The sequence below is a fragment of the Paracoccus aerius genome (genome assembly GCF_014656455.1).
GTDB classification, from domain to species: Bacteria; Pseudomonadota; Alphaproteobacteria; order Rhodobacterales; family Rhodobacteraceae; genus Paracoccus; species Paracoccus aerius.
The window spans coordinates 1-18,612 of record NZ_BNCL01000033.1 but is presented as its reverse complement, the minus strand read 5'-3'; the positions used below and the strand labels follow the sequence as shown (position 1 = coordinate 18,612).

Here is an 18,612-nt window from a genome sequence, read left to right as displayed (position 1 = left end):
GGATAGGCGGGGGTGAATCTCGGCTTTGACATAGGGCTCATCCTTTGAGTGTTTTACTCTCCGGTAAACCCGGGGCGGTTCAGATGTCCATGGGGGCATCCTGGAGGGTTGGTGTCCTTGAAGGGGAAAGTGGCAGCCTAGTCACCGGCGGCCTTTTCCGCCTCAGCCGCAATCCGACCTTTGTGGGTCAAGGGCTGCTGCTGACAGGCATTGCCCTGGCGATCCCGTCCCTGCCGGGGCTTCTGGCCGTTCTTGTCTTTGTCACCTCAGCTTCGGTTCAGATCCGGGCAGAGGAGCGCGTGCTGCTTGCGGTTCACGGGGCCGAATACCGCAGATGGAGCGCACAGGTTCCGCGTTGGCTCCGAGCAGGCTCCCGCCTCCCGTCCGGAGGAACAACAGAAGCCAGAGATCTGACAAAGCCGTGAGCCTGCACAAAGCCGCTTGAACCTCATGTGGCTAGAGGTGCTACGGCGCGGTCACAAAAGCAGTGGACTGTCAGACATGCTGAAGACAATCAGGATTGCCCTTTGGATTGCCGTTGCGGTGTCTCTCGTCGTTGTTGGCGTGCTGTTCTGGCGCGCCGACCGGCAGGAGCAAGCGGTGGCTTTCCGGCCGGAGTTTTCCCTGCCGGATGAAGCGGGGACAATCCGCACCTCCGAGGAGTTCCGGGGCAAGCATGTTCTTGTCTTCTTCGGCTTCACCAACTGCCCGGACATCTGCCCAACGACGATGTCGGAAGTGGCGCAGGTCATGGATGACCTGGGACCGGAAGCCGAGGACGTGCAGCCTGTGTTCATCTCGGTCGATCCGGTCCGGGATCGTGAAAGCGGCCTGGACGAGTATCTGGCGGCCTTTCATCCTGCCATTCTTGGGCTTGCCGGGGACGAGGCCCAGACCCGCGCCGCCGTGGAGAGCTTCAAGGTCTTTGCCGATCCGGAAAAGGCGGCATCAGCGCCAGGGGGCTACACTATGTCGCATAGCTCCAGCCTTTACCTGATCGGGCCTCAAGGCGATTGGTTGCGCCAGTTCGAGTATGGAACCTCCGCCGACGACATCACCGCTGATCTCAAGGAGCGTTTGTAACATGATGAAACCGCTCATCGCCGGATTGGGGCTTGCGACCTTGCTGCCTGCCCTTGCGCTTGCCGACTGCGCCAAGGTTTCCCAGGGCGATCTCTCCGTCAGCGCGGCCTGGTCCCGCGCCACCATCGGAACCGCACGTCCTGCCGTATTCTATGTCACCATCCAGAACACCGGCAGCACGGACGACCGCCTGACCGGGATCGAAACCCCCGTGGCAGGCATGCCCATGCTCCATGAAACGGTGATGACGGAGGGCGTGGCCAGCATGCCGCACGCGGCCGCCATCGACATTCCCGCAGGAGAGACGATCAGCCTGGCACCGGGCGGCTTTCACGGGATGCTCATGGATCTCGAAGCGGAGCTGAAGGAAGGCGAAAGCTTCCCCATGACGCTGCAGTTCGAGAAGGCCGGGAAAGTCTCGATCGACACTGAAATCCTGCCGATCCGGGCACGAGAGGCGGCATGCGGCGTCGCACCCTGATCCTTGGCGGTGCCGGCCTCCTTGCGGCCTTCGGCTTCATGCTGACCCTTGGGGCCTGGCAGAGCGGCGATCTGCCTTGGCAGGAGGAAACCACAACATCTGCCGCCCGGATACGCGCCGCCGACCTGAGCGCCATGACGTGGCAACTCACCAGCCACGAGGGCGAGCACGTCGAGCCGCAGGACTGGCTCGGACAGGCGAACCTGGTCTTCTTTGGCTTCACCTGGTGCCCGGATGTCTGTCCCATGACGCTTCTGAACATCAGCGACTGGCTGGAAGAGCTGGGGCCTGATGCCGACCGGCTCGCGGTTCACCTTTTTACAGTTGATCCGGAGCGCGACACGCCCGAGGTCTTGGCCGACTACCTGTCGAACTTCGATCCGCGCATTACCGGCCTGACCGGCACGCCTGCCGAGGTGGCCCGCGCGGCGGAAGAATTCGGGGTGACATACCGGCGCGTCCCTCGGGGAAACGGTGAATACACGCTGGATCACACCTCCGGCGTGTTCGTGTTCGGGCCGGATGGACGTTTGTCGCGGATCATTGACCTGCATGAAAATCCGCAAGCTGCTGTGCCGAAGATCCGGCAAGCGCTGAAGCAAGAGGGATAGACGATGACCAGACTGACCCGCCGCACCCTGCTATGCGCTGCCGCCGCGAGCGCTGTGCCGCGCCTTGCCCTGTCCGGAACCGCGACCACCATCCATGTGGTCGAAGGCACCGGCTGCGAGTGCTGCAAGCAATGGACCCGCTACTTGCAGGAAAACGGTTTCGAGGTAACGCATGAGGAGCGTTTCGGCGCGCTTCTCATGCAGCACAAGATGGACCTGGGCGTGCCCGTCGAGCTCTCGTCCTGCCATACCGGCTCGGTGGATGGCTATTTCATCGAAGGTCATGTTCCGGCCGCCGATATCCGCAAGCTTCTGCAGGAGCGACCCGATGTGCGTGGCATCACCGTGCCCGGCATGCCTTATGGCAGTCCAGGCATGGGGCCGGAAAGCAAACGAGAGGCCTATGATGTCCTGCTGATCCGCAAGGACGGCACGAGTGAGGTCTTCACCCATTATCCTGCCGCATAGCTGTCCTCGCCGCATGCGGCAAAATTGGTATCCGTAAATCGATCGTGCGTGCCCGAGTCATCTCTAGGGCCGCAGCGGCCTCCATGGAATTGCACCAGGCCGGGTCTCCAGCACGTCGCGAAGAGTTCCTTAGCGGACGGTCGCATCCCTTGCCTTCTTGAGATACCCGTTCCTGTGACCAGCAATGACGGAAAGGAAACCACATGCGCGATATTCTCGAACGCCAACAGGTGTGGATCTACTTTGCTGCCGTCGCTCTTGCCGCGATTGCCGCCAATGCTGTGCCGGGCACGACCGCCCTGGAAAGCGCGATCAATCCCGCGCTGGCCTTCATGCTGTTCGTCACCTTTCTGCAAGTTCCTTTGCCGGAGATCGGCAAAGACTTCCGGGAAACCCGTTTCTTGGGTGCCCTTCTGGTCAGCAACTTCATCGCGGTCCCGATACTTGTGTTGCTGCTGTCGCAGCTTGCCATCGATGATGCGCTGCTGCGCCTCGGCATCCTCATGGTGCTGCTGACGCCCTGCATCGACTATGTGATCACCTTCGCTCATCTGGGGCGGGCGGATACGCGGTTGCTGCTGTCCTCGACGCCGGTCCTGCTGCTGGTGCAGATGGTCCTGCTGCCAATCTATCTTGGCCTGTTCCTTGGCGGCGAAGCCGCTGACCTCGTGCGCATCGGACCGTTCGTGCATGCCTTTGTCTGGCTGATCGCTGGGCCTCTGATCTGTGCGGGCGCTGTTCAGGTTTGGGCCGCGCGACACACGGCAGGACAACGGGTCAGCGATGTTTTCGGCCTTCTTCCGGTCCCGGCGACGGCTGTCGTCCTGTTTCTGGTCGTGGCGGCTACGGTCCCTGTCCTGGGGGCCGCCAGCCGTCATGCACTGTCTGCCCTGCCTGTCTATGTGGCCTTCGCAGTAATAGCGCCGTTCATTGGCTGGGGCGTGGCACGGGCTTTTGGGCTGCGACCGGCTGCGGGTCGAGCCGTGTCCTTCTCGACCGCAACACGAAACTCCCTTGTCGTGCTACCGCTGGCCCTTGCCGTTCCGGGCGCGATCCCCGTGCTTCCGGCGGTGATCGTGACGCAGACCTTGGTCGAACTGATCGCCGAACTGATCTACATTCGCGTCCTTCCGTGCCTGGGCAGGGCAGGTGAGGAGATAGAGGTTCGCACTGCCTGAACGACGGCTTCGGTCCCGCATAGCTGCCACTTGGCGGTGCCGTAGCGGCGACCCATGGAGAGGGGACGGAGTGTACGTTAGGCCGCCATCCTCTTTCGGACAGTCCGCACATTGCAATACAGGCTACTAGACAGAGGATCAGCGGCCCAGCCTCAACACCGACCGTTAGCATGGTGACTAGCAGCGCTGCCCGGCCTTGCCCTGATGCTCATGGCGTCACCTTCCCCTTACCGTTCACTTCGGCCTGAAAGTCGCGCTTCCGATCAGGCCAGGTGCTCTTGATGAAGCCGATCACCGCGCGGATCTCGGCATCTGTCAGAACGCCCTGGAAAGCTGGCATGTCGCTCTCGTAGTCCTCGACTACTGCCCTCACGCCAAACTTAGTGATGGTGAAGAGCTGACTGTCGGCGTGATGCCAAGTGTGCCCGGTTTCGTTATGTGGTGGAGCCGGCATGCGGCCGTTCTCCAGCCTGCGCTTCCAGTCCGGCTGCCCTTCAAGATCCCTGCCATGGCAGGAGGCGCAGTTGGCGGTGTAAACCTCCTGCCCAAGCGCAATTTCTTCGGCAGTCACTGGCTCGCCCATGAATACCACATCCTCAGCGGCAGCCTCGGGCTGAATCGCCCACGTGGCCAGTGCGAGTGTTCCTGCGGTCGCGGCGCCTGTCAGAATCAAGTGAAGCCTTTTCATATCGGCCTCCGAAGAGGCCTAGACCTCAAAGGCTGTGAGAATGGGGCAGGTCCTTGTTCCTCCTTTGGCGCATTCCGCTGCCAGCTTCTGCAGGTGTCGTTGAGCACGTTGCAACTCCGCGATCTGTTCATCCAGCTTCGCCAACCGCGTTCGGGCCATTTCCTGCGCGCGATGATGGTCATGACCTGTATCCAAGTCGAGCAGTTCCCTTATCTCCTCCAAGGTAAAGCCCGCCTGCTGCGCCTTGCGGATGAACCGAAGACGCCGGACATCCTCATCCCCATAACGGCGAATGCCACCATCACGCGCCGGCATGCCCAGCAGGCCCTTTCGCTGGTAAAAGCGGATGGTCTCGACACCGACGCCACCCGCCTCCGCAAGTTTTCCGATCGAAAGCATCTTTGCCTCTTGATACCGTACTATGGTACAGCACTTATATACGTACCGACATGCTCCCAATCAAGTTGCGAAGGAGACTCAGAGATGTTGGAACATACTGCAAATGCAGCGTCCAAAACGGCACGACTTCACCGGATGATGATGCCGGATCACACCTGTCCCTATGGCCTCAAGGCTCTCGACCTGCTGAAGCGCTCGGGCTTTGCAGTCGAGGACCATCATCTTGCCACGCGTGAGGAGGTCGAGGCCTTCAAGGCCAGCCAGGGTGTCGCAACCACGCCGCAGATCTTCGTGGGTGACCACCGCATCGGCGGCTATGATGATTTGCGGCGCTATCTCGGCAAGCGCGTGACCGATCCCAAGGCGACTAGCTACCGGCCGGTGTTTGCCCTGTTTGCCATGACGCTGCTGATGGCGCTTGCCGCAAGCTTTGCCGTCTATGGCACACCCTTCACAATCCGTGCGGGCGAATGGTTCATCGCCTTCAGTATGGCCATTCTGGCGCTCCTGAAGCTGCAGAACGTCGAGAGCTTCGCGACGATGTTCCTGAACTACGACCTGCTGGCAAAACGGTGGGTGCCCTATTCCTACATCTACCCCTTTGCCGAAGGACTGGCGGGCATCCTGATGATCGCGGGCGCACTGACCTGGCTATCCGTTCCCATTGCCCTGGTCATTGGCACCATCGGCGCAGCCTCGGTCTTCAAGGCCGTCTATCTGGATCGGCGCGAACTCAAATGTGCCTGCGTCGGCGGGGCGAGCAACGTGCCCTTGGGCTTTGTGTCGCTGACCGAGAACCTGATGATGATCGCCATGGCCGTCTGGATGGCCCTTGGTGCCTTCGGGCTGCTGCCCCTCTGGGCGCATGGGATGTGATCCGGTCGCCCGACCCTCAGAACCACACTGGAACAAGTCTACGCAGTTGGCGTTCCCGTGTCATGAGACGGCCAGCCAACCGAGCAAAGGTTACGTCGATCTGGCAGAAGCTTGCGAGCATGATCGCGCTTCTGGCAGGGGTGATGTTTGTGTCCCATGCTGTTGCTGCCGAAGGCACACTTCTGCACGCCCACGATCATACGATGGCTCAGGCAGTAGCGCCTTACGTCGCAGAGGTTGCTCTTGATGGGCCGGACCGGAGCCATGACCATTCCACAGTGACTAACCACCAGCACGACGGCAGCCAGGACGGAAAGCTGTCGTGCTGCGGCGATGCGTGTCTCTTGGCGCTCATGCCAGATGGGGATCTCGACTTGGAGGATCCTTGGGCAACTCCGTCCAAAACCTTCACATTTGTCTTTTCGCTGGCAGGGCATGATCCCGAAGGTCTGCGCCGTCCTCCACGTCTGTCTCATCGTATCTGATCCCGCTCCGGCAAGCGCCGAACGCTCGACCCGATGGAGGTCGGCGCCGCATCAGCTTTGAGGGCGGGGTTCGCTCAGACGATATCACAGAAAAAGCTTTCTGCTGGCGTCGTCTGTGGCGGTGAGAACCTGCGCCCGCTCGCCGCTGATCGATCCGGCGCTTTCGAAATGGAGAATCCACATGCACCATATCTCTCAAGACATGCAGAATTGCATCGATGAATGCCTGCGCTGCCATAGCACCTGCCTCAGCATGGCCATGAGCCACTGCCTGGAAAAAGGCGGTCAGCATGTCGAACCGAGCCATTTCCGGCTCATGATGGCCTGTGCCGAGATCTGCCAGACTTCGGCGAATTTCATGCTGATGGGCAGCGAGCTTCACAAACGCACCTGCGCGGTCTGCGCCGAAGTGTGCGAGGAATGTGCCCGGAACTGCGAACAGGTCGGGGACATGCAGGAATGCGTCGATGCGTGCCGCCGGTGCGCCGAAAGCTGCCGGAACATGGCCGCATAACCAGCTTCTCATTACGTCAAAGGAGAAAACCTATGCGTAGGTTCAAACTCGCTGTCAGCGTTGTAGCCCTTCTCGCCGCGCCTGCGGCTCTTGCACAGGAAAGCGAAATGAAGGGCCATTCCGGCCCTATGACCGACCTGTCGATCTTGCCGCAGGGCTGCCAGGACGCAATCCCGCAGTCGGAGATGTCAGAGATGATGCAGGGCATGGACATGTCCGGCATGATGGGCCGCATGGAAGGCATGGACGAGGCCCAGAAGGCGTCCATGCAGGCCATGATGGAGATGAATGCCCCAATGATGGCCACACACACCATCAAGGACCCTGATCTTGCCTTCCACTGCGGGATGATCGCGCATCATACCGGCGCCATTGCGATGGCCGAGGTCGAACTGAAATATGGCAATGATGACGAGTCAAAAGCCATGGCGCAGAAGATCATCGACGCTCAAGGGCCTGAAATCGAGGAAATGACCGCTTGGGTCGAGGAGAATGCGGCCAAGCCGTAAGGACCTCTGGACCTCTGGATCGCCGGAGCATCAAGCGCCGGCGATCCTAACGACACTGGGCTGCAACGCCATCGATGACGCTTCCTACAAAGAGCGTGACGCCGCTTTGCCTTGGTGATGAGACGGTCAGTGCCCAGCTGAAATGAAGGCGATGACCAAGCTTCTGTAGGGATCCGCGATGCTGGCTATCCTGCGAAACCGAACCTATCGCCACCTGTTCGCGGCCCAGGTGATCGCGCTGCTGGGCACAGGGCTGATGACGATCGCCCTTGGGCTGCTGGCCTATGATCTGGCCGGTGCCGATGCGGGGGCGGTGCTGGGCACGGCGCTGGCCATCAAGATGATCGCCTATGTGGGTGTGGCACCGGTGGCTCAGGCCTTCACCGACCGGCTGCCGCGCCGGTCGCTGCTGGTGGGACTGGACCTGATCCGGGGTTCCATCGCGTTGTGCCTGCCCTTCGTGACCGAGATCTGGCAGATTTATCTGCTGATCTTCGTGCTGCAAGCCGCCTCGGCCGCTTTCACGCCGACTTTCCAAGCCACCATCCCGGACATCTTGCCTGACGAGGATGACTATACCCGTGCCCTCTCGTTGTCGCGACTGGCCTATGACCTGGAAAGCCTCGTCTCGCCGATGGTCGCGGCAGCGCTTCTGAGCGTCATCAGCTTCCACAACCTGTTCGCCGGCACAGTGGTGGGGTTCCTGACCTCGGCCCTGCTGGTTCTCAGCGTGCACCTGCCTGTGCCGCAGGCCGGTCCAAGGCGCGGGGTCTGGGACCGCACCACGCGGGGCATCCGCATCTATCTGGCTACACCGCGCCTGCGAGGGCTGCTGGCCATCAACCTGGCGGTAGCAGCGGCAGGCTCTATGGTGATCGTCAACACCGTGGTTCTGGTCAAGGCGGGCTTTGGCCTCACTGAGTCGCAGGTGGCCTTGGCCTTGGCGTCCTTCGGCGCCGGCTCGATGATCGCGGCTCTTGTGCTGCCCCGCGTGCTGGATCGTCTGTCGGATCGCCCTGTCATGATCGCGGGCGCGAGCCTTCTCGTGATCGGCACCGTGGCTGGAGTGGAGGTCAATAGCTATGGAGCGCTGCTGGCCCTATGGCTGGTCCTCGGTTTCGGGTACTCGGTTGCACAGACGCCCTCAGGCCGGCTGCTGCGCCGGTCTGCCCACCCTGAGGATCGACCAGCAATCTTTGCCGCTCAGTTCGCACTGTCCCATGCCTGCTGGCTGATCTGCTATCCGATGGCTGGACAGTTGGGTGCAACACTGGGCATAAACTGGGCGTTTGCGGTCATGGCCGGGACCGCTCTTGTGGGAGTTGGTCTGGCTTTGCGGCTATGGCCAAAAGGCGATCCCGCCGATATCCCGCACTCGCACCCTCATCTTCCTGACGATCATCCGCATCTGATCACCTTTGGCGGATATGAGAAACATCATCATCCTGTGGTGATCGACGATCTTCATGAACGCTGGCCGATCAAATGACCGCTTCAGTGCTCCGTATGGGCTTCGAATCCTCCTGGTTCACCCGATTGGAAGTCACCGTTCATGCAGGGAAGGCATCCTCTACCTGCAAGTTCCCATCCGCTATGGCTTTTCGCGTTCGTCCTCTTCATTCAACAACCTGGCACTTTGGGGAAGCCCGGCACATTGCTGGGAAACTGCTGTGGTGAATGTGGCACCCGAAGGTTCTCTGAACGGTGCAGAATCCATAGATGGCTGCTTGGGACGGTGGTGGGCAAGATGACTGACAAATAGCGCCAACAGAAACCTGTCAATCAGCGCGGAAATCTACACCAGTACTAGGAGCCTGATCTTTTCTCAGGGATGTTCGCCACAACCAGGCGTCAGGTCTGTGTAACAATGAGGGATGGTTCAGCGTACACTTCCTCATCTCTCCTTGGGGCGATAACAACAATCAGCCATGGAGAACAATCCGGTCATTCGTCAGCGCCAATGATCGGACAAGCGCCATTCATCGCAGCTTTCTGGACTTGAGGTAATCGACCAATGCCGCGAGCGCGGCTGATTTCTGGTGTCTTCCAGGGTAGTAGAGATGATAGCCCGACCAGAGCGGGCAAAACTTTTCGAGGCAGCTTTGAAGACGGCCCGCCGCCAGATGCTCCGAGACGAAAGGCTCGAACAGGTAGATCAGCCCTTGCCCTGCCAATGCGGCTTCGATGAGCACATGGGCGTCGTCGGCGATCAATTGACCTTTGACCGCCATCTCAATACGGCGTTCGCCTTGCCTGAACGACCATCGGAAAAGATCGCTGTGACTTGCGTGGCGATAGTTAAGGCAGGCGTGGTCAGAGAGATCTTCTAGACGCTTTGGCACACCCCGCCGTGCAAAGTAATCGGGCGAGCCGATAACCACCGCACGCAGGTCAGGACCAAGGGGCAGAGCCGACATGTCCTGCTCGAGATGCGCCCCCATCCGGATGCCAGCATCAAAACCGGCTTCGACGATATCGGTCAGCCGGTCGCTGATCCTCAGATCCACGATCACGTTCGGGTATTGCTCCATGAACTCCGTCAGCGCGGGAATCATGATCGCCCTTGCTGGATATTCGATAGAGGTCAGCCGTAGAGTGCCGACCACACCGCCGCGTGCTTCCTTAAGTTCAGTCAACCCATCCTCGATCAGCCGCAGGGCCGGGTTCAACGAGTTCAAAAGGCGCTGACCGGCCTCCGTCGGACGCACGTTGCGCGTCGTCCGTGCCAGCAGCGGCAACCCAATGCGCTGTTCAAGCGCGGCGATCGCCTGACTGATTCCCGACTGCGCGCGCCCGAGCCGCAGTGCGGCGCGGGTGAAACTGCCTTCCTCGGCTACCACTTGAAACAACAGCAGGTCAGGAAGATCGCGACGATCCACTTATCGGCTCCGGTGATGAGCTCTATCACTGCAATCAGTATAGTGATCGATAAGCGCTATGGCTATCTCAGATTGCAGATATCAACTGCAACGATTGAGATACCGACAATGAGCAAACTCCGCACTTTTTACCTGTCCGGAAGCGTGGTGCTCGGCACCATGATGGCGCTGCCGGGCCTTGCCGCCGCTGACGTTCGAAACATCGTTCTGGTTCACGGGGGCAACGTCGATGGCAGCACTTGGCGAGAGGTTTACGACCGCCTGACGGCAGCGGACTTCAACGTCACGATCTCTCAGCTGCCGATGACATCTGTCGAGGACGACATCGCGGCGGTTCAGCGAAACCTTGATGCTCAAGATGGTTCGGTGCTGCTCGTCAGCCATTCATATGGTGGCGTGGTTATCACCGAAGCCGGTAACGACCCGGACGTCAAAGGCCTGGTCTATGTTGCATCTTTCCAGCCGGACACCGGAGAAAGCGGCAATATGCTGCTGGCCTCGGAGCCGACGGAGTTCACGCCCGACAAGCTTACAGTCTTCGAACATGGCCATTTCCTGGTTGATGAAGAGGCATTCGTCTCGCTGAATGGCAACGGCCTTTCTGATGAAGACGTCCGCTTCGTCGCAAGGTCCCAGCCAATGGCCAACTCGGTAAACCTTGCGCATGAGGTTGATGCTGCGGCTTGGAGCGAGAAGCCGACCTGGGCAGTCATCGCCACCGAGGACCGGGTCATCGCGCCCGGTCTGCAGCGCCGCATGGCCAAACGCGCCGGTTCGACGGTCGTCGAGATCAAGAACGGCCACATGCTGCCGATGACGAGTCCCGACAAGGTGGCCGAAGTGATCGCGCAGGCCGCCCGGGCAGTGGAATGACGTCCCTCCTGGGCACGGTAGATGTGAGGATATGATCATGGGACGCATGACGGACAAGATCGCCCTGGTTGTTGGCGGCGCGAAGGGGATCGGTCGATCGATCGCCGAGCGGCTCGCCGCCGAAGGCGCAAAGGTGTATCTGACGGGGCGGCAGTCTGCGGATGTCGAGTCCGCCGCGAAGGCCATTGGTCATGGGGCGCGCGGCCTCATCGCAGACGCGAGCAATGCGGCGGATCTGGCGCAGGTCGTGCAGACAATCAAGCAGGAGCACGGGCACATAGACGCGTTGGTCCTCAATGCAGGCATATCGGAGCCGGCATCACTAGGCCAAATGACCTCTGAACATTTCGACCGTCTTTTCTCCGTCAACGTAAAGGGCTTGGTGTTTGGACTTCAGACAGCGGTTCCCATCATGCGTGAGGGGGGCTCCGTCGTGTTGATGGGATCAGTCGCAGGGAGCGCGGGCATTGCCAACTATGCCACCTATGGTGCGACGAAGGCTGCTATCCGTGCTTACGCCCGCACGTGGACGGCCGAGCTGGTCCCTCGCGGCATCCGCGTCAACGTTCTGGCGCCTGCATCTACAGATACCGAGATGATGGCGGCTGTTCCAGACGACGTTCGCGCGGCCATTGTCTCCACGATCCCGATGGGGCGGATGGCACGCCCAGGCGAAGTTGCCTCCGCCGCGCTTTTTCTTCTCAGCGATGAGGCGAGCTTCATCGCAGGTGTGGAATTGTTCGTCGACGGGGGTATGCAGCAGGTCTGAAGCGCGGTGTGCCGGTCTAGCTGGCTGTGTCTGCCTAAACGCAGGCGTCAGCCGTGCAGCGGCTGAAGTCTAAGTCCGCTCGCGGCTACCTTGCGTAGCTGCCGCCCATGACAATGGCGGCAGCTACGTTAGACGTTGCTGCAGTTTGCCTGATCTAGATGCCCCGCTCGGTCGCAGATGACGCCGACGCCACCATGGATCCGACCACATCTCGGTTTGCGGTGCCCCAAGCACACAGAGGAGCCAGAGCCTTGACAAGTGTCTCGCCGAAGGGCGTCAACGCATAATCAACCACTGGCGGGACGCAGTGATGGTCGTGACGAAGCAGGACCTTTAGCTTGACCAGATCGCGCAGCTGCTGGATCAGGATCTTTTCACTGATACCGCCGACGCGCCGCCGTATCTCGGAGAAGCGCGTGGGCCCACTCTGGACATGGTAGAGGATCAGCGGCTTCCATTTGCCCCCGATGACCGTCAGCGCGACATCCAGACCGCAAGGTGTGTTTGTTCGATCCATAATAATCTCACACTTACCTTTTAGTAGGTTCTAGCCTTCAGGTAACTCGCTGTCTAGTTGGATGCCATAGCCGCGGCCAGCTGCAAAAAACCACGCCCTTTCGGGAAAGGCATTCAAGATGACAGATCATCAGCACACCATCCAGAAGCTTTACGCGTCGGCCGAGGGGACCTCCCTCGACATTGCGGCATTCCTGTCCTGCTTCGGGCAAGACAGTTACGTCTGCAACATTCCAGCCCAAATGGATTTTCGCGGCTCCGATATCGCGCTCGTCGCAAGCGGGATGGCCGAAGCCTTTCCGGACATCCACCGGGAGATCTTCAGCATTGATGTATTGGGGGATACGGTTGTCGTCGAACTGGCCATCCGCGGCACGCATCGCGGCACGTTAATGACGCCAGAAGGCCCGCTTGCCGCAACTGGGAAGGTCATCGACGTCCCCTGCTGCGATGTCTTCCGGATGAAGAACGGGAAGATCGCGGCGTTCCACTGCTACAACGCATTCTCGATCATGCAGCAGCAACTGACCTGATACATGATACCACGGCTGCACGAAGGGCGGCTAATGGGATGTGCCGGCTGCTTCCCCCCCGGTTGGGTTATCCTGAACTGGGATCAACCGTGCAACAAGGACAAGCAGCCATGTGTGCCAAGAAACAAGGAAGCCTTGAAGACCTTGCCATTATCGGCGTTGATATCGGCAAGGACGTTTTCCATCTGGTCGGCTTTGACCGATCAGGCCAAGTCGTTCTGCGCAGGAAGATCAAACGTTTCGCGTTGCAGGACACTTTCGCCGCGCTTCCGCGGTGCATTGTCGGCATGGAAGCCTGCCTCAGCGCGCATTTCGTCAGCCGCACTCTGCGCCACCTCGGTTTTGAGCCCCGGATCATTCCTGCCATTTACGTGAAGCCGTTCAACAAGGGTCAGAAGAACGACTACAACGATGCCGAGGCCATCGCCGAAGCTGCTGTGCGACCGAACCTGCAATGCGTGACTGAGAAGAACCAGGATCAGCTTGACCTGCAAGCGCTGCACCGGGTGCGGGCACGGCTCGTCTCGCGCCGCACTGCAACCATCAACCAGATCCGTGCTTTCCTGATCGAGCAAGGAATTACCGTTCGCTCTGGCCTGCGCGCCCTGGACAACTCTTTCGAGGCTATCCTTGAGCAGCGAAAGGATGAGATGTCGCCCCGGATGCGCAGGGTACTGACCGGGCTCCGCTATGACTGGCACTGGCTGGACGGGCGGATTGATCAGGTTTCCGAAGAGATCAAGGAGGTCAGCCGAAGCGAAGAGAACTGCGCCCGGATCATGTCGATCCCCGGCGTTGGTCCGATGATATCGACAGCGATGGTGGCTGCCATCGGCAAGGGGGAAGCCTTCGACCGCGGGCGAGACTTCGCAGCCTGGGTCGGTCTGGTGCCCCAGCAATTCAGCACAGGCGGTCGAACGATCCTCGGCAGGATCACCAAGCGGGGCAGTCGGTATCTGCGGATGCTGCTGGTTCAGGCGGCGCGGATCATCATGATGCGTCCCCACCTTTGGCCGAACTTCAGCTTCGGCAACTGGCTGGCCGGAGCCGTGACGCGCATGCCCGGCAACAAGGCCGCCATTGCCCTAGCCAACAAGCTGGCCCGGATAGCCTGGAGCATCCTGCGCCACGGCACCAGCTTCGACGCTGCGAGAGACAGAGACATGGCAACGGACGCCATCTGACGCTCCACCGCCATTACGGAGTTCGCGAAAGAGAAAACAGCATGGAACGGATCAACTACGCCCCCAGAGTCTGAGAGCCCATTGGGTCATCATCGACCTTGCCGCTAATGAGACCACGGCGCGTGCGTAACCCCATCAAGGCCACGGCCCGCGAGCCGATCAAACAGGCCGGATACATATGAGCGACTTCCGCAGCCACGCCATATTCTCAATTGCGAACAGCAGCCGGCACATACATTGGGCTCTATGCGGTAATTCGCTGCGCCACGCGCGAACGACCGCTTTCGCCGAGAAATACCGTTTCTAATGCTTGACGAACAACGGATACTCTAGGCTGCGGCTGGCTGTCTCAGGTGAAGGATCCGCTCCCCTTCCGATGGGGTGGCAATAAAAGACGGAATTAACCCCAACGTCGCAACCGACTGTATCCATGAACGTTGTCAGAGATGGGTATGTCTTTCCGCGACCTCCGTCAGAGACTTCATCAGTACCTTTTTCGGGGCAGGCATGAGGTTGGCCGCAGGACGCGCCCTGCCCCTTCAGAAATTAGTACCGACCCAGACACCGTCTCCGAAGCTGCCCGCATTGTTGGTCCGTACATCGCGGAGGCTTACAGTAACTCCAGCCGCAGCACTGCGGCAGGTCTGGCTGAGGCCGTCGAGATCCTGAAGACGTTGGAAGGTGGAGACCAGAAGAAGCAACGCTGATTTCAGCCGTTCAGTGCGCGGCATCCGCAGGCGGCACGATGACCATGCCGACATCCGCCGCGACGGAGAGAATGCGCGCGACGNGCCGGTCCGGGTGAAGAACGCCTCGTGCATGTGGCCCGGCGCGTTGATGATCAGGAGGCGCGCAGGCTCGGAGCCTATGGCCTGAAAGGCATGTACCGCTCCGTCAGGAACTGAAACAAAGCCGCCCGCCTGAACCCGCTGCGTTTCCCCGGCAAGCGTGAACGCGATCTCCCCGCCAAGCACGTAGAAGCCTTCTGTCTCGCCCGCATGATGATTGGGCGGCGCACCCAGGCCCGGCGGCACCACGGCCTCCACAAGGCAAAACTTGCCCATCGTCTCGCCAGGGAAGGCATGAAACCGGAAGAGTATGCCCATTGCGTCATAGCTGCGCGGAGCGGTCATGGTGTGTTTCTCCTGTTGGTTGCCATTCATGAGACAGAGGTCTTATAACTGCAGGATGATTCTAGCAAGACAATTGTCTCATGAGGTGGCCGTGACGCAGCGGGAAGACCAGAAGAAGAAAACACGGGCGGCCCTGCTGGACGCGGCCCGCGCGCTCCTGATGCGCGGCGAGCCCCTGACGGTCACGGCAGCGGCTCGCGAAGCCGGCATCTCGAAGGCCTCGGCCTATCGCTACTTCTCCGATCCCGCGCTGCTGGCGGCCGAGGCGGGCCTGCATCTGAAGGCGGCACCTTACGAGGAGATCATCGGAGATGCCGCCACCCTACGTGATCGGCTGGTTGCCATCAGCCTTTACTTCTTCGACCTGGCCGTGGCGAACGAGGCGGCCTTTCGCACCTATCTCGGCCTGAACCTGCAGGCGAGTGCGCAAGCGCAGGACGGCAAGACCCCCCGCCGCGGCGCCCGCCGCATCCAGGCCTTCCTACGGGCCCTGGAGAGCGAGCCAGACCTCCGTCCTGAACAAGCCCGGTCCATTGCCGCCGCGCTTGGCATGGCCACCGGGGCCGAGGCCATGATCGCGCTCTTCGACATCGCAGGCCTGTCCGCAGAAGAGGCTCGCGCACTCGTGGCAGAGACCGCCGAGGCGATCTGCGACCGGATGCTGCCATAGGCCGCCTCCTGATCAAGCCGGAGAAGGGAAATCGGCATCAACGGGTCTTATGGAACTCTTATAATGGATCGTGATCCGTCTGGGCCAGCTTGGCGCGGAGGATAGCCAACAACCATGCCCGAGCAGGGTCCGGACCAAAAACCATATCCTGTCCAAGAGTGGGCAAGCTCATTCCGTACAGGCCCTGTGCCGTAGGACCGAACAACTCGATCCTACATCCCGGCAGCAAGCCATCATGAATGGCTTTAGCTGCGTCAAGCGATCCGAGATATGCGTCCGAGAACCGCTGAGGGTCAATGATGCCGACATTATCCAAAAGCCATCGCCAACTCTTGTCCCAGGTACCAGACTCTGTCGCTTCGATCAGTCGTTTCAGCGCATCCCTCATATCGTGATCCCCTCCGGTGGCATTGCCTTTATAAGCTGCAGCTCTGCAATGGGTTCTCCCTGCGTCGATGTGCGGCCCCGGCGGAGCCCGCCAAGTTTTGCTGTCATGCAGACGAAACCGGCCTGAGGCCGACGCGCTGACTTCGCTTCTAGGAAAGTTCAGATACCAATCACACGAGGTCTGCGTGCAGCTTGCCCATGGCGAACAGTCCTGAACGGCACCGGAAAAACGAAGGCTCCGCCATCATCCTCCCAGTTTTGCAGATACCAAAGGTTACACCCGATCTCCATCGGCTGGGCGCGCCTGGTCGTCGGGATCGCGGCCCGGACGCCCGTCCTCGCGCTTTTGGCTTGCACCAATTCCGCTGGACAACTTTTCCTGAGAGGGTTCAGTGACCCGGTTCACATGCTGGCCATCGCCAGGCATCTTGACGTCGGTGCCCATTGTCGGGCCCTCCATAAGACCCTGCAGGAGATACTGAAAGGTCAGTACAGATATAGGGATTGGGACGCGCAATTACATCGGCCTTCTGCAGACATCTCGTAGGCGAATGGTCGGATGGGGAAGAGATGGATGATCGACAACGTCAAAACCGAGGACGGACATTATGAGGATTACAGTAAAGACGAAGATGGCAAGCGAACTGAGACCTTTTCGAGTTGCCCACATTCAAAACGGCTGCTTCTGACCTGCCCCCAGTTGTCCCTCGTTCATAACGAGAGCCCTTGGGTCGTGCGTTATCCGGACGTCCGGGGGACTGGACGCGGCTTCTTCGCTGGCCATTCAGGCGCTCCGACTGGGATTTGGCGGAGGTCTACACCTGATAATGCCGCGCAGCAGGAAATTTGTATCGCCCGTGTTGTAACCCTTGCGGCCTCCTCTGGCAGAAACGATCCGCAGACAAGCTGGACCTCACACCAAGACATAGGGCGACTGTAAGCAAGGAGCTGGGTAATTCCAATCGACCCCGTCTCCTGGCCACCGACTGGCCCTGCGATGCCAAGACCCTGAATCGCCGAAGCTGTGGCAATCTCTTCGGGTGAGGGTCAGGTGGGGTAAGGTCGGCCCGATTGCTGCCGTTGGTGGTCAGACTGGTACTTATTACATTTGCGTACGCCGGATAGTCATGAACGGGAAGTCTTCCACGTCATCGCCCAAGAATGCAGGCCCCCTCCGAGAGCTGGAAGCTGGGGTCACACTCCCACCGGTTTCCAGAGTCATCAAGATGTGCATTCTGTGGCAGCTCAATCGCGACGCACGCGCGCTCCCGGTCATCTGGTGCATACCCACGATCGCAGCGCCATCCTGGTCCGTAAGCACCTGGATCGAGGAAGCCGTTGATCGGGAGAACAACAGGATCGCATCGCTCGCCGACCTGGATAAATCCTCTCTCGCAGGACCATGCATCGCCGTAATCAACGTTGGTCAGGTACCCGTTTTCCGGCACAACAATGGGAAGACAGCGGTCCAAATCTGCTGTGAAACCACGCTCACAGGTCCATCCGGGTCCGGTCCGATCATCTGTAAGAAAAGCATGCTCCGGCAGAACGATTGACACGCATAGTTGCTCGTCTTTCCAGTAGCCGCGTTCGCATTGCCAGCCGTAGCCTGACGACTTCAAGAAGGCATTTTCGGGCACAGGGATTGCAGAACAGGACGTTCCATCAACCTCTTCAAATCCGCGGTGGCAGCTCCAACCCGTTCCGTAGGAGCGTCTGGTTGCATAGGCGTTCTCAGGAACCTCGACCTTTACACATTCCGCACCGTCCAAAACGTAGCCTAAGTCGCAATCCCAGCCACCGCCGTAACTGCGGGGCTGAGCATTCGGCGGTATTGGACCAACCCCCATTTGTGCGGACGCTGGAAGCGCGAGCAAGGCAGCAAGGCCTGCCGCAAGGCCGATCCTGGCCATGAGCCGAAGCAATAGGAGCTGCGGGAGTTCGAGGGACGGGAACATGAATGTTTACCTTTCTTGCCAGCGGCCATTCGCCGGACCGGCGCCGCCTTTGCAGATCTGAGGCGATCGTCACCGTGGCAAAGGCGACGTTACGGTCTCGATCCATTGCTTGATCCTGTTGCCGACGGTCGCAGTTTCCTGCGATGGCAGATCTTGTGCCTGCATGTCTCGAAGAGTTGACCCTTCTTCCTCCGGAATGGCTTTGTCAGAGGGAGATACAAGGGCGCCTTCAACCGTGGTGTCCAATATAGCGTCCCGTTTCAGGGCCATGTCGAGATAGGTCGACGAGATCGATCGCATCTCTGTAGGCATTGTGCTGTGCCCTTTTTCATAGGTCATCAGATAGGCCCCGGTTTCTCTAAACGCCGCAAAGCTGAGACCTTCGATCAGCTCTTCTTCAACGAGAACCTCATAGCGA

General features: G+C 60.0%; 25 protein-coding genes. 16 read left to right on the top strand and 9 right to left on the bottom strand.

What is annotated here, in order from left to right; all coding sequences use genetic code 11:
* Positions 1 to 83 precede the first annotated feature (83 nt).
* The 6 genes from IE224_RS21455 to IE224_RS19050 all read left to right on the top strand — a co-directional run bounded on the left by IE224_RS21455 (position 84) and on the right by IE224_RS19050 (position 3,821).
* Positions 84 to 425, top strand: coding sequence for a methyltransferase family protein (locus tag IE224_RS21455; RefSeq protein ID WP_191312876.1), 342 nt, complete (start codon positions 84 to 86; stop codon positions 423 to 425).
* Positions 426 to 501: 76 nt separating this feature from the next.
* Positions 502 to 1,083 (top strand): SCO family protein, encoded by a 582-nt coding sequence (locus IE224_RS19070; protein ID WP_191312874.1) that lies wholly within the window; start codon positions 502 to 504, stop codon positions 1,081 to 1,083.
* Position 1,084: 1 nt separating this feature from the next.
* Positions 1,085 to 1,564 (top strand): copper chaperone PCu(A)C, encoded by a 480-nt coding sequence (locus tag IE224_RS19065; protein ID WP_191312872.1) that lies wholly within the window; start codon positions 1,085 to 1,087, stop codon positions 1,562 to 1,564.
* Complete coding sequence (locus tag IE224_RS19060; protein ID WP_191312870.1) at positions 1,546 to 2,175, top strand: SCO family protein; 630 nt, start codon at positions 1,546 to 1,548, stop codon at positions 2,173 to 2,175. Before IE224_RS19065 ends, IE224_RS19060 begins: the two co-directional genes overlap by 19 nt.
* 3 nt (positions 2,176 to 2,178) lie before the next feature.
* Entirely contained in the window at positions 2,179 to 2,643 is a 465-nt protein-coding gene (locus IE224_RS19055; RefSeq protein ID WP_191312868.1) for a DUF411 domain-containing protein, read from the top strand.
* A gap of 203 nt (positions 2,644 to 2,846) precedes the next feature.
* Complete coding sequence (locus IE224_RS19050; RefSeq protein ID WP_191312866.1) at positions 2,847 to 3,821, top strand: arsenic resistance protein; 975 nt, start codon at positions 2,847 to 2,849, stop codon at positions 3,819 to 3,821.
* Between the two features lie 208 nt (positions 3,822 to 4,029).
* Here IE224_RS19050 and IE224_RS19045 read toward each other — a convergent pair whose 3' ends face one another.
* Positions 4,030 to 4,509 (bottom strand): c-type cytochrome, encoded by a 480-nt coding sequence (locus tag IE224_RS19045; RefSeq protein ID WP_191312864.1) that lies wholly within the window; start codon positions 4,507 to 4,509, stop codon positions 4,030 to 4,032.
* An 18-nt stretch (positions 4,510 to 4,527) separates the two neighbouring features.
* A complete protein-coding gene (locus tag IE224_RS19040; protein ID WP_191312862.1) occupies positions 4,528 to 4,908 on the bottom strand; it encodes a MerR family transcriptional regulator in 381 nt (126 codons plus the stop codon).
* 135 nt (positions 4,909 to 5,043) lie between these two features.
* Between IE224_RS19040 and IE224_RS19035 the strand changes: the two genes are divergently transcribed.
* The 5 genes from IE224_RS19035 to IE224_RS19015 all read left to right on the top strand — a co-directional run bounded on the left by IE224_RS19035 (position 5,044) and on the right by IE224_RS19015 (position 8,781).
* Positions 5,044 to 5,784, top strand: coding sequence for a MauE/DoxX family redox-associated membrane protein (locus tag IE224_RS19035; RefSeq protein WP_229849466.1), 741 nt, complete (start codon positions 5,044 to 5,046; stop codon positions 5,782 to 5,784).
* Between the two features lie 119 nt (positions 5,785 to 5,903).
* Positions 5,904 to 6,269, top strand: coding sequence for a hypothetical protein (locus tag IE224_RS19030; protein ID WP_191312858.1), 366 nt, complete (start codon positions 5,904 to 5,906; stop codon positions 6,267 to 6,269).
* A 181-nt stretch (positions 6,270 to 6,450) separates the two neighbouring features.
* Positions 6,451 to 6,783 carry a four-helix bundle copper-binding protein gene (locus IE224_RS19025; RefSeq protein ID WP_191312856.1) on the top strand — a complete coding sequence of 111 codons (333 nt, stop codon included), beginning with the start codon at positions 6,451 to 6,453 and terminating at the stop codon, positions 6,781 to 6,783.
* Positions 6,741 to 7,292 carry a CopM family metallochaperone gene (copM, locus tag IE224_RS21315; RefSeq protein WP_202380311.1) on the top strand — a complete coding sequence of 184 codons (552 nt, stop codon included), beginning with the start codon at positions 6,741 to 6,743 and terminating at the stop codon, positions 7,290 to 7,292. The genes IE224_RS19025 and copM overlap by 43 nt, the downstream gene beginning before the upstream one ends.
* A gap of 178 nt (positions 7,293 to 7,470) precedes the next feature.
* Positions 7,471 to 8,781, top strand: a complete 1,311-nt coding sequence (locus IE224_RS19015) for an MFS transporter (RefSeq protein ID WP_191312854.1) — start codon at positions 7,471 to 7,473, stop codon at positions 8,779 to 8,781.
* A 490-nt stretch (positions 8,782 to 9,271) separates the two neighbouring features.
* Here IE224_RS19015 and IE224_RS19010 read toward each other — a convergent pair whose 3' ends face one another.
* Complete coding sequence (locus tag IE224_RS19010) at positions 9,272 to 10,171, bottom strand: LysR family transcriptional regulator (protein ID WP_191312852.1); 900 nt, start codon at positions 10,169 to 10,171, stop codon at positions 9,272 to 9,274.
* 15 nt (positions 10,172 to 10,186) lie between these two features.
* Here IE224_RS19010 and IE224_RS19005 point away from each other — a divergent pair, with 15 nt between their 5' ends.
* Positions 10,187 to 11,044, top strand: a complete 858-nt coding sequence (locus IE224_RS19005; RefSeq protein WP_229849465.1) for an alpha/beta fold hydrolase — start codon at positions 10,187 to 10,189, stop codon at positions 11,042 to 11,044.
* 37 nt (positions 11,045 to 11,081) lie between these two features.
* On the top strand, positions 11,082 to 11,813 hold the full coding sequence (locus IE224_RS19000) for an SDR family NAD(P)-dependent oxidoreductase (protein WP_191312850.1): 732 nt from the start codon (positions 11,082 to 11,084) through the stop codon (positions 11,811 to 11,813).
* Positions 11,814 to 11,967: 154 nt separating this feature from the next.
* Here IE224_RS19000 and IE224_RS18995 read toward each other — a convergent pair whose 3' ends face one another.
* Positions 11,968 to 12,330 (bottom strand): winged helix-turn-helix transcriptional regulator, encoded by a 363-nt coding sequence (locus tag IE224_RS18995; protein ID WP_191312848.1) that lies wholly within the window; start codon positions 12,328 to 12,330, stop codon positions 11,968 to 11,970.
* Positions 12,331 to 12,448: 118 nt separating this feature from the next.
* On the opposite strand from IE224_RS18995, the gene IE224_RS18990 reads away from it, so the two are divergent.
* Together IE224_RS18990 and IE224_RS18985 are read left to right on the top strand one after the other, a co-directional pair.
* Positions 12,449 to 12,862 (top strand): ester cyclase, encoded by a 414-nt coding sequence (locus tag IE224_RS18990; RefSeq protein WP_191312846.1) that lies wholly within the window; start codon positions 12,449 to 12,451, stop codon positions 12,860 to 12,862.
* A 110-nt stretch (positions 12,863 to 12,972) separates the two neighbouring features.
* A complete protein-coding gene (locus IE224_RS18985; protein ID WP_191312844.1) occupies positions 12,973 to 14,046 on the top strand; it encodes an IS110 family RNA-guided transposase in 1,074 nt (357 codons plus the stop codon).
* A 539-nt stretch (positions 14,047 to 14,585) separates the two neighbouring features.
* Here IE224_RS18985 and IE224_RS18980 read toward each other — a convergent pair.
* Positions 14,586 to 15,110, bottom strand: a complete 525-nt coding sequence (locus IE224_RS18980; RefSeq protein WP_444544092.1) for a cupin domain-containing protein — start codon at positions 15,108 to 15,110, stop codon at positions 14,586 to 14,588.
* Between the two features lie 160 nt (positions 15,111 to 15,270).
* Here IE224_RS18980 and IE224_RS18975 point away from each other — a divergent pair, with 160 nt between their 5' ends.
* Positions 15,271 to 15,849: a TetR/AcrR family transcriptional regulator gene (locus IE224_RS18975; protein ID WP_191312842.1), complete on the top strand. Its 579-nt coding sequence runs from the start codon at positions 15,271 to 15,273 to the stop codon at positions 15,847 to 15,849.
* Positions 15,850 to 15,907: 58 nt separating this feature from the next.
* On the opposite strand, the gene IE224_RS18970 is transcribed toward IE224_RS18975, so the two are convergent.
* The 4 genes from IE224_RS18970 to IE224_RS18955 form a co-directional block, all read right to left on the bottom strand.
* A complete protein-coding gene (locus IE224_RS18970; RefSeq protein ID WP_191312839.1) occupies positions 15,908 to 16,237 on the bottom strand; it encodes a hypothetical protein in 330 nt (109 codons plus the stop codon).
* 273 nt (positions 16,238 to 16,510) lie between these two features.
* Positions 16,511 to 16,681 carry a hypothetical protein gene (locus tag IE224_RS18965; RefSeq protein ID WP_191312837.1) on the bottom strand — a complete coding sequence of 57 codons (171 nt, stop codon included), beginning with the start codon at positions 16,679 to 16,681 and terminating at the stop codon, positions 16,511 to 16,513.
* Between the two features lie 703 nt (positions 16,682 to 17,384).
* Positions 17,385 to 18,194, bottom strand: a complete 810-nt coding sequence (locus IE224_RS18960) for a hypothetical protein (protein ID WP_191312835.1) — start codon at positions 18,192 to 18,194, stop codon at positions 17,385 to 17,387.
* A gap of 69 nt (positions 18,195 to 18,263) precedes the next feature.
* A partial coding sequence (locus tag IE224_RS18955) for a hypothetical protein (protein WP_191312833.1) occupies positions 18,264 to 18,612 on the bottom strand: 349 nt, incomplete at its 5' end.

Excerpts from the sequence above, each read along its gene's own strand:
- IE224_RS19005 (WP_229849465.1), top strand. The coding sequence starts at position 10,187 with ATGAGCTCTATCACTGCAATCAGTATAGTGATCGATAAGCGCTATGGC.
- IE224_RS19000 (WP_191312850.1), top strand. The coding sequence starts at position 11,082 with ATGGGACGCATGACGGACAAGATCGCCCTGGTTGTTGGCGGCGCGAAG.
- IE224_RS18995 (WP_191312848.1), bottom strand. The coding sequence starts at position 12,330 with ATGGATCGAACAAACACACCTTGCGGTCTGGATGTCGCGCTGACGGTC.
- IE224_RS19045 (WP_191312864.1), bottom strand. The coding sequence starts at position 4,509 with ATGAAAAGGCTTCACTTGATTCTGACAGGCGCCGCGACCGCAGGAACA.
- IE224_RS18985 (WP_191312844.1), top strand. The coding sequence starts at position 12,973 with ATGTGTGCCAAGAAACAAGGAAGCCTTGAAGACCTTGCCATTATCGGC.
- IE224_RS19050 (WP_191312866.1), top strand. The coding sequence starts at position 2,847 with ATGCGCGATATTCTCGAACGCCAACAGGTGTGGATCTACTTTGCTGCC.
- IE224_RS18970 (WP_191312839.1), bottom strand. The coding sequence starts at position 16,237 with ATGAGGGATGCGCTGAAACGACTGATCGAAGCGACAGAGTCTGGTACC.
- IE224_RS19025 (WP_191312856.1), top strand. The coding sequence starts at position 6,451 with ATGCACCATATCTCTCAAGACATGCAGAATTGCATCGATGAATGCCTG.
- IE224_RS18960 (WP_191312835.1), bottom strand. The coding sequence starts at position 18,194 with ATGTTCCCGTCCCTCGAACTCCCGCAGCTCCTATTGCTTCGGCTCATG.
- IE224_RS19035 (WP_229849466.1), top strand. The coding sequence starts at position 5,044 with ATGATGATGCCGGATCACACCTGTCCCTATGGCCTCAAGGCTCTCGAC.
- IE224_RS19065 (WP_191312872.1), top strand. The coding sequence starts at position 1,085 with ATGATGAAACCGCTCATCGCCGGATTGGGGCTTGCGACCTTGCTGCCT.
- IE224_RS19030 (WP_191312858.1), top strand. The coding sequence starts at position 5,904 with ATGATCGCGCTTCTGGCAGGGGTGATGTTTGTGTCCCATGCTGTTGCT.
- IE224_RS21455 (WP_191312876.1), top strand. The coding sequence starts at position 84 with ATGTCCATGGGGGCATCCTGGAGGGTTGGTGTCCTTGAAGGGGAAAGT.
- IE224_RS18965 (WP_191312837.1), bottom strand. The coding sequence starts at position 16,681 with ATGGGCACCGACGTCAAGATGCCTGGCGATGGCCAGCATGTGAACCGG.
- IE224_RS19055 (WP_191312868.1), top strand. The coding sequence starts at position 2,179 with ATGACCAGACTGACCCGCCGCACCCTGCTATGCGCTGCCGCCGCGAGC.
- IE224_RS19040 (WP_191312862.1), bottom strand. The coding sequence starts at position 4,908 with ATGCTTTCGATCGGAAAACTTGCGGAGGCGGGTGGCGTCGGTGTCGAG.
- IE224_RS18990 (WP_191312846.1), top strand. The coding sequence starts at position 12,449 with ATGACAGATCATCAGCACACCATCCAGAAGCTTTACGCGTCGGCCGAG.
- IE224_RS19070 (WP_191312874.1), top strand. The coding sequence starts at position 502 with ATGCTGAAGACAATCAGGATTGCCCTTTGGATTGCCGTTGCGGTGTCT.
- IE224_RS19015 (WP_191312854.1), top strand. The coding sequence starts at position 7,471 with ATGCTGGCTATCCTGCGAAACCGAACCTATCGCCACCTGTTCGCGGCC.
- IE224_RS19060 (WP_191312870.1), top strand. The coding sequence starts at position 1,546 with ATGCGGCGTCGCACCCTGATCCTTGGCGGTGCCGGCCTCCTTGCGGCC.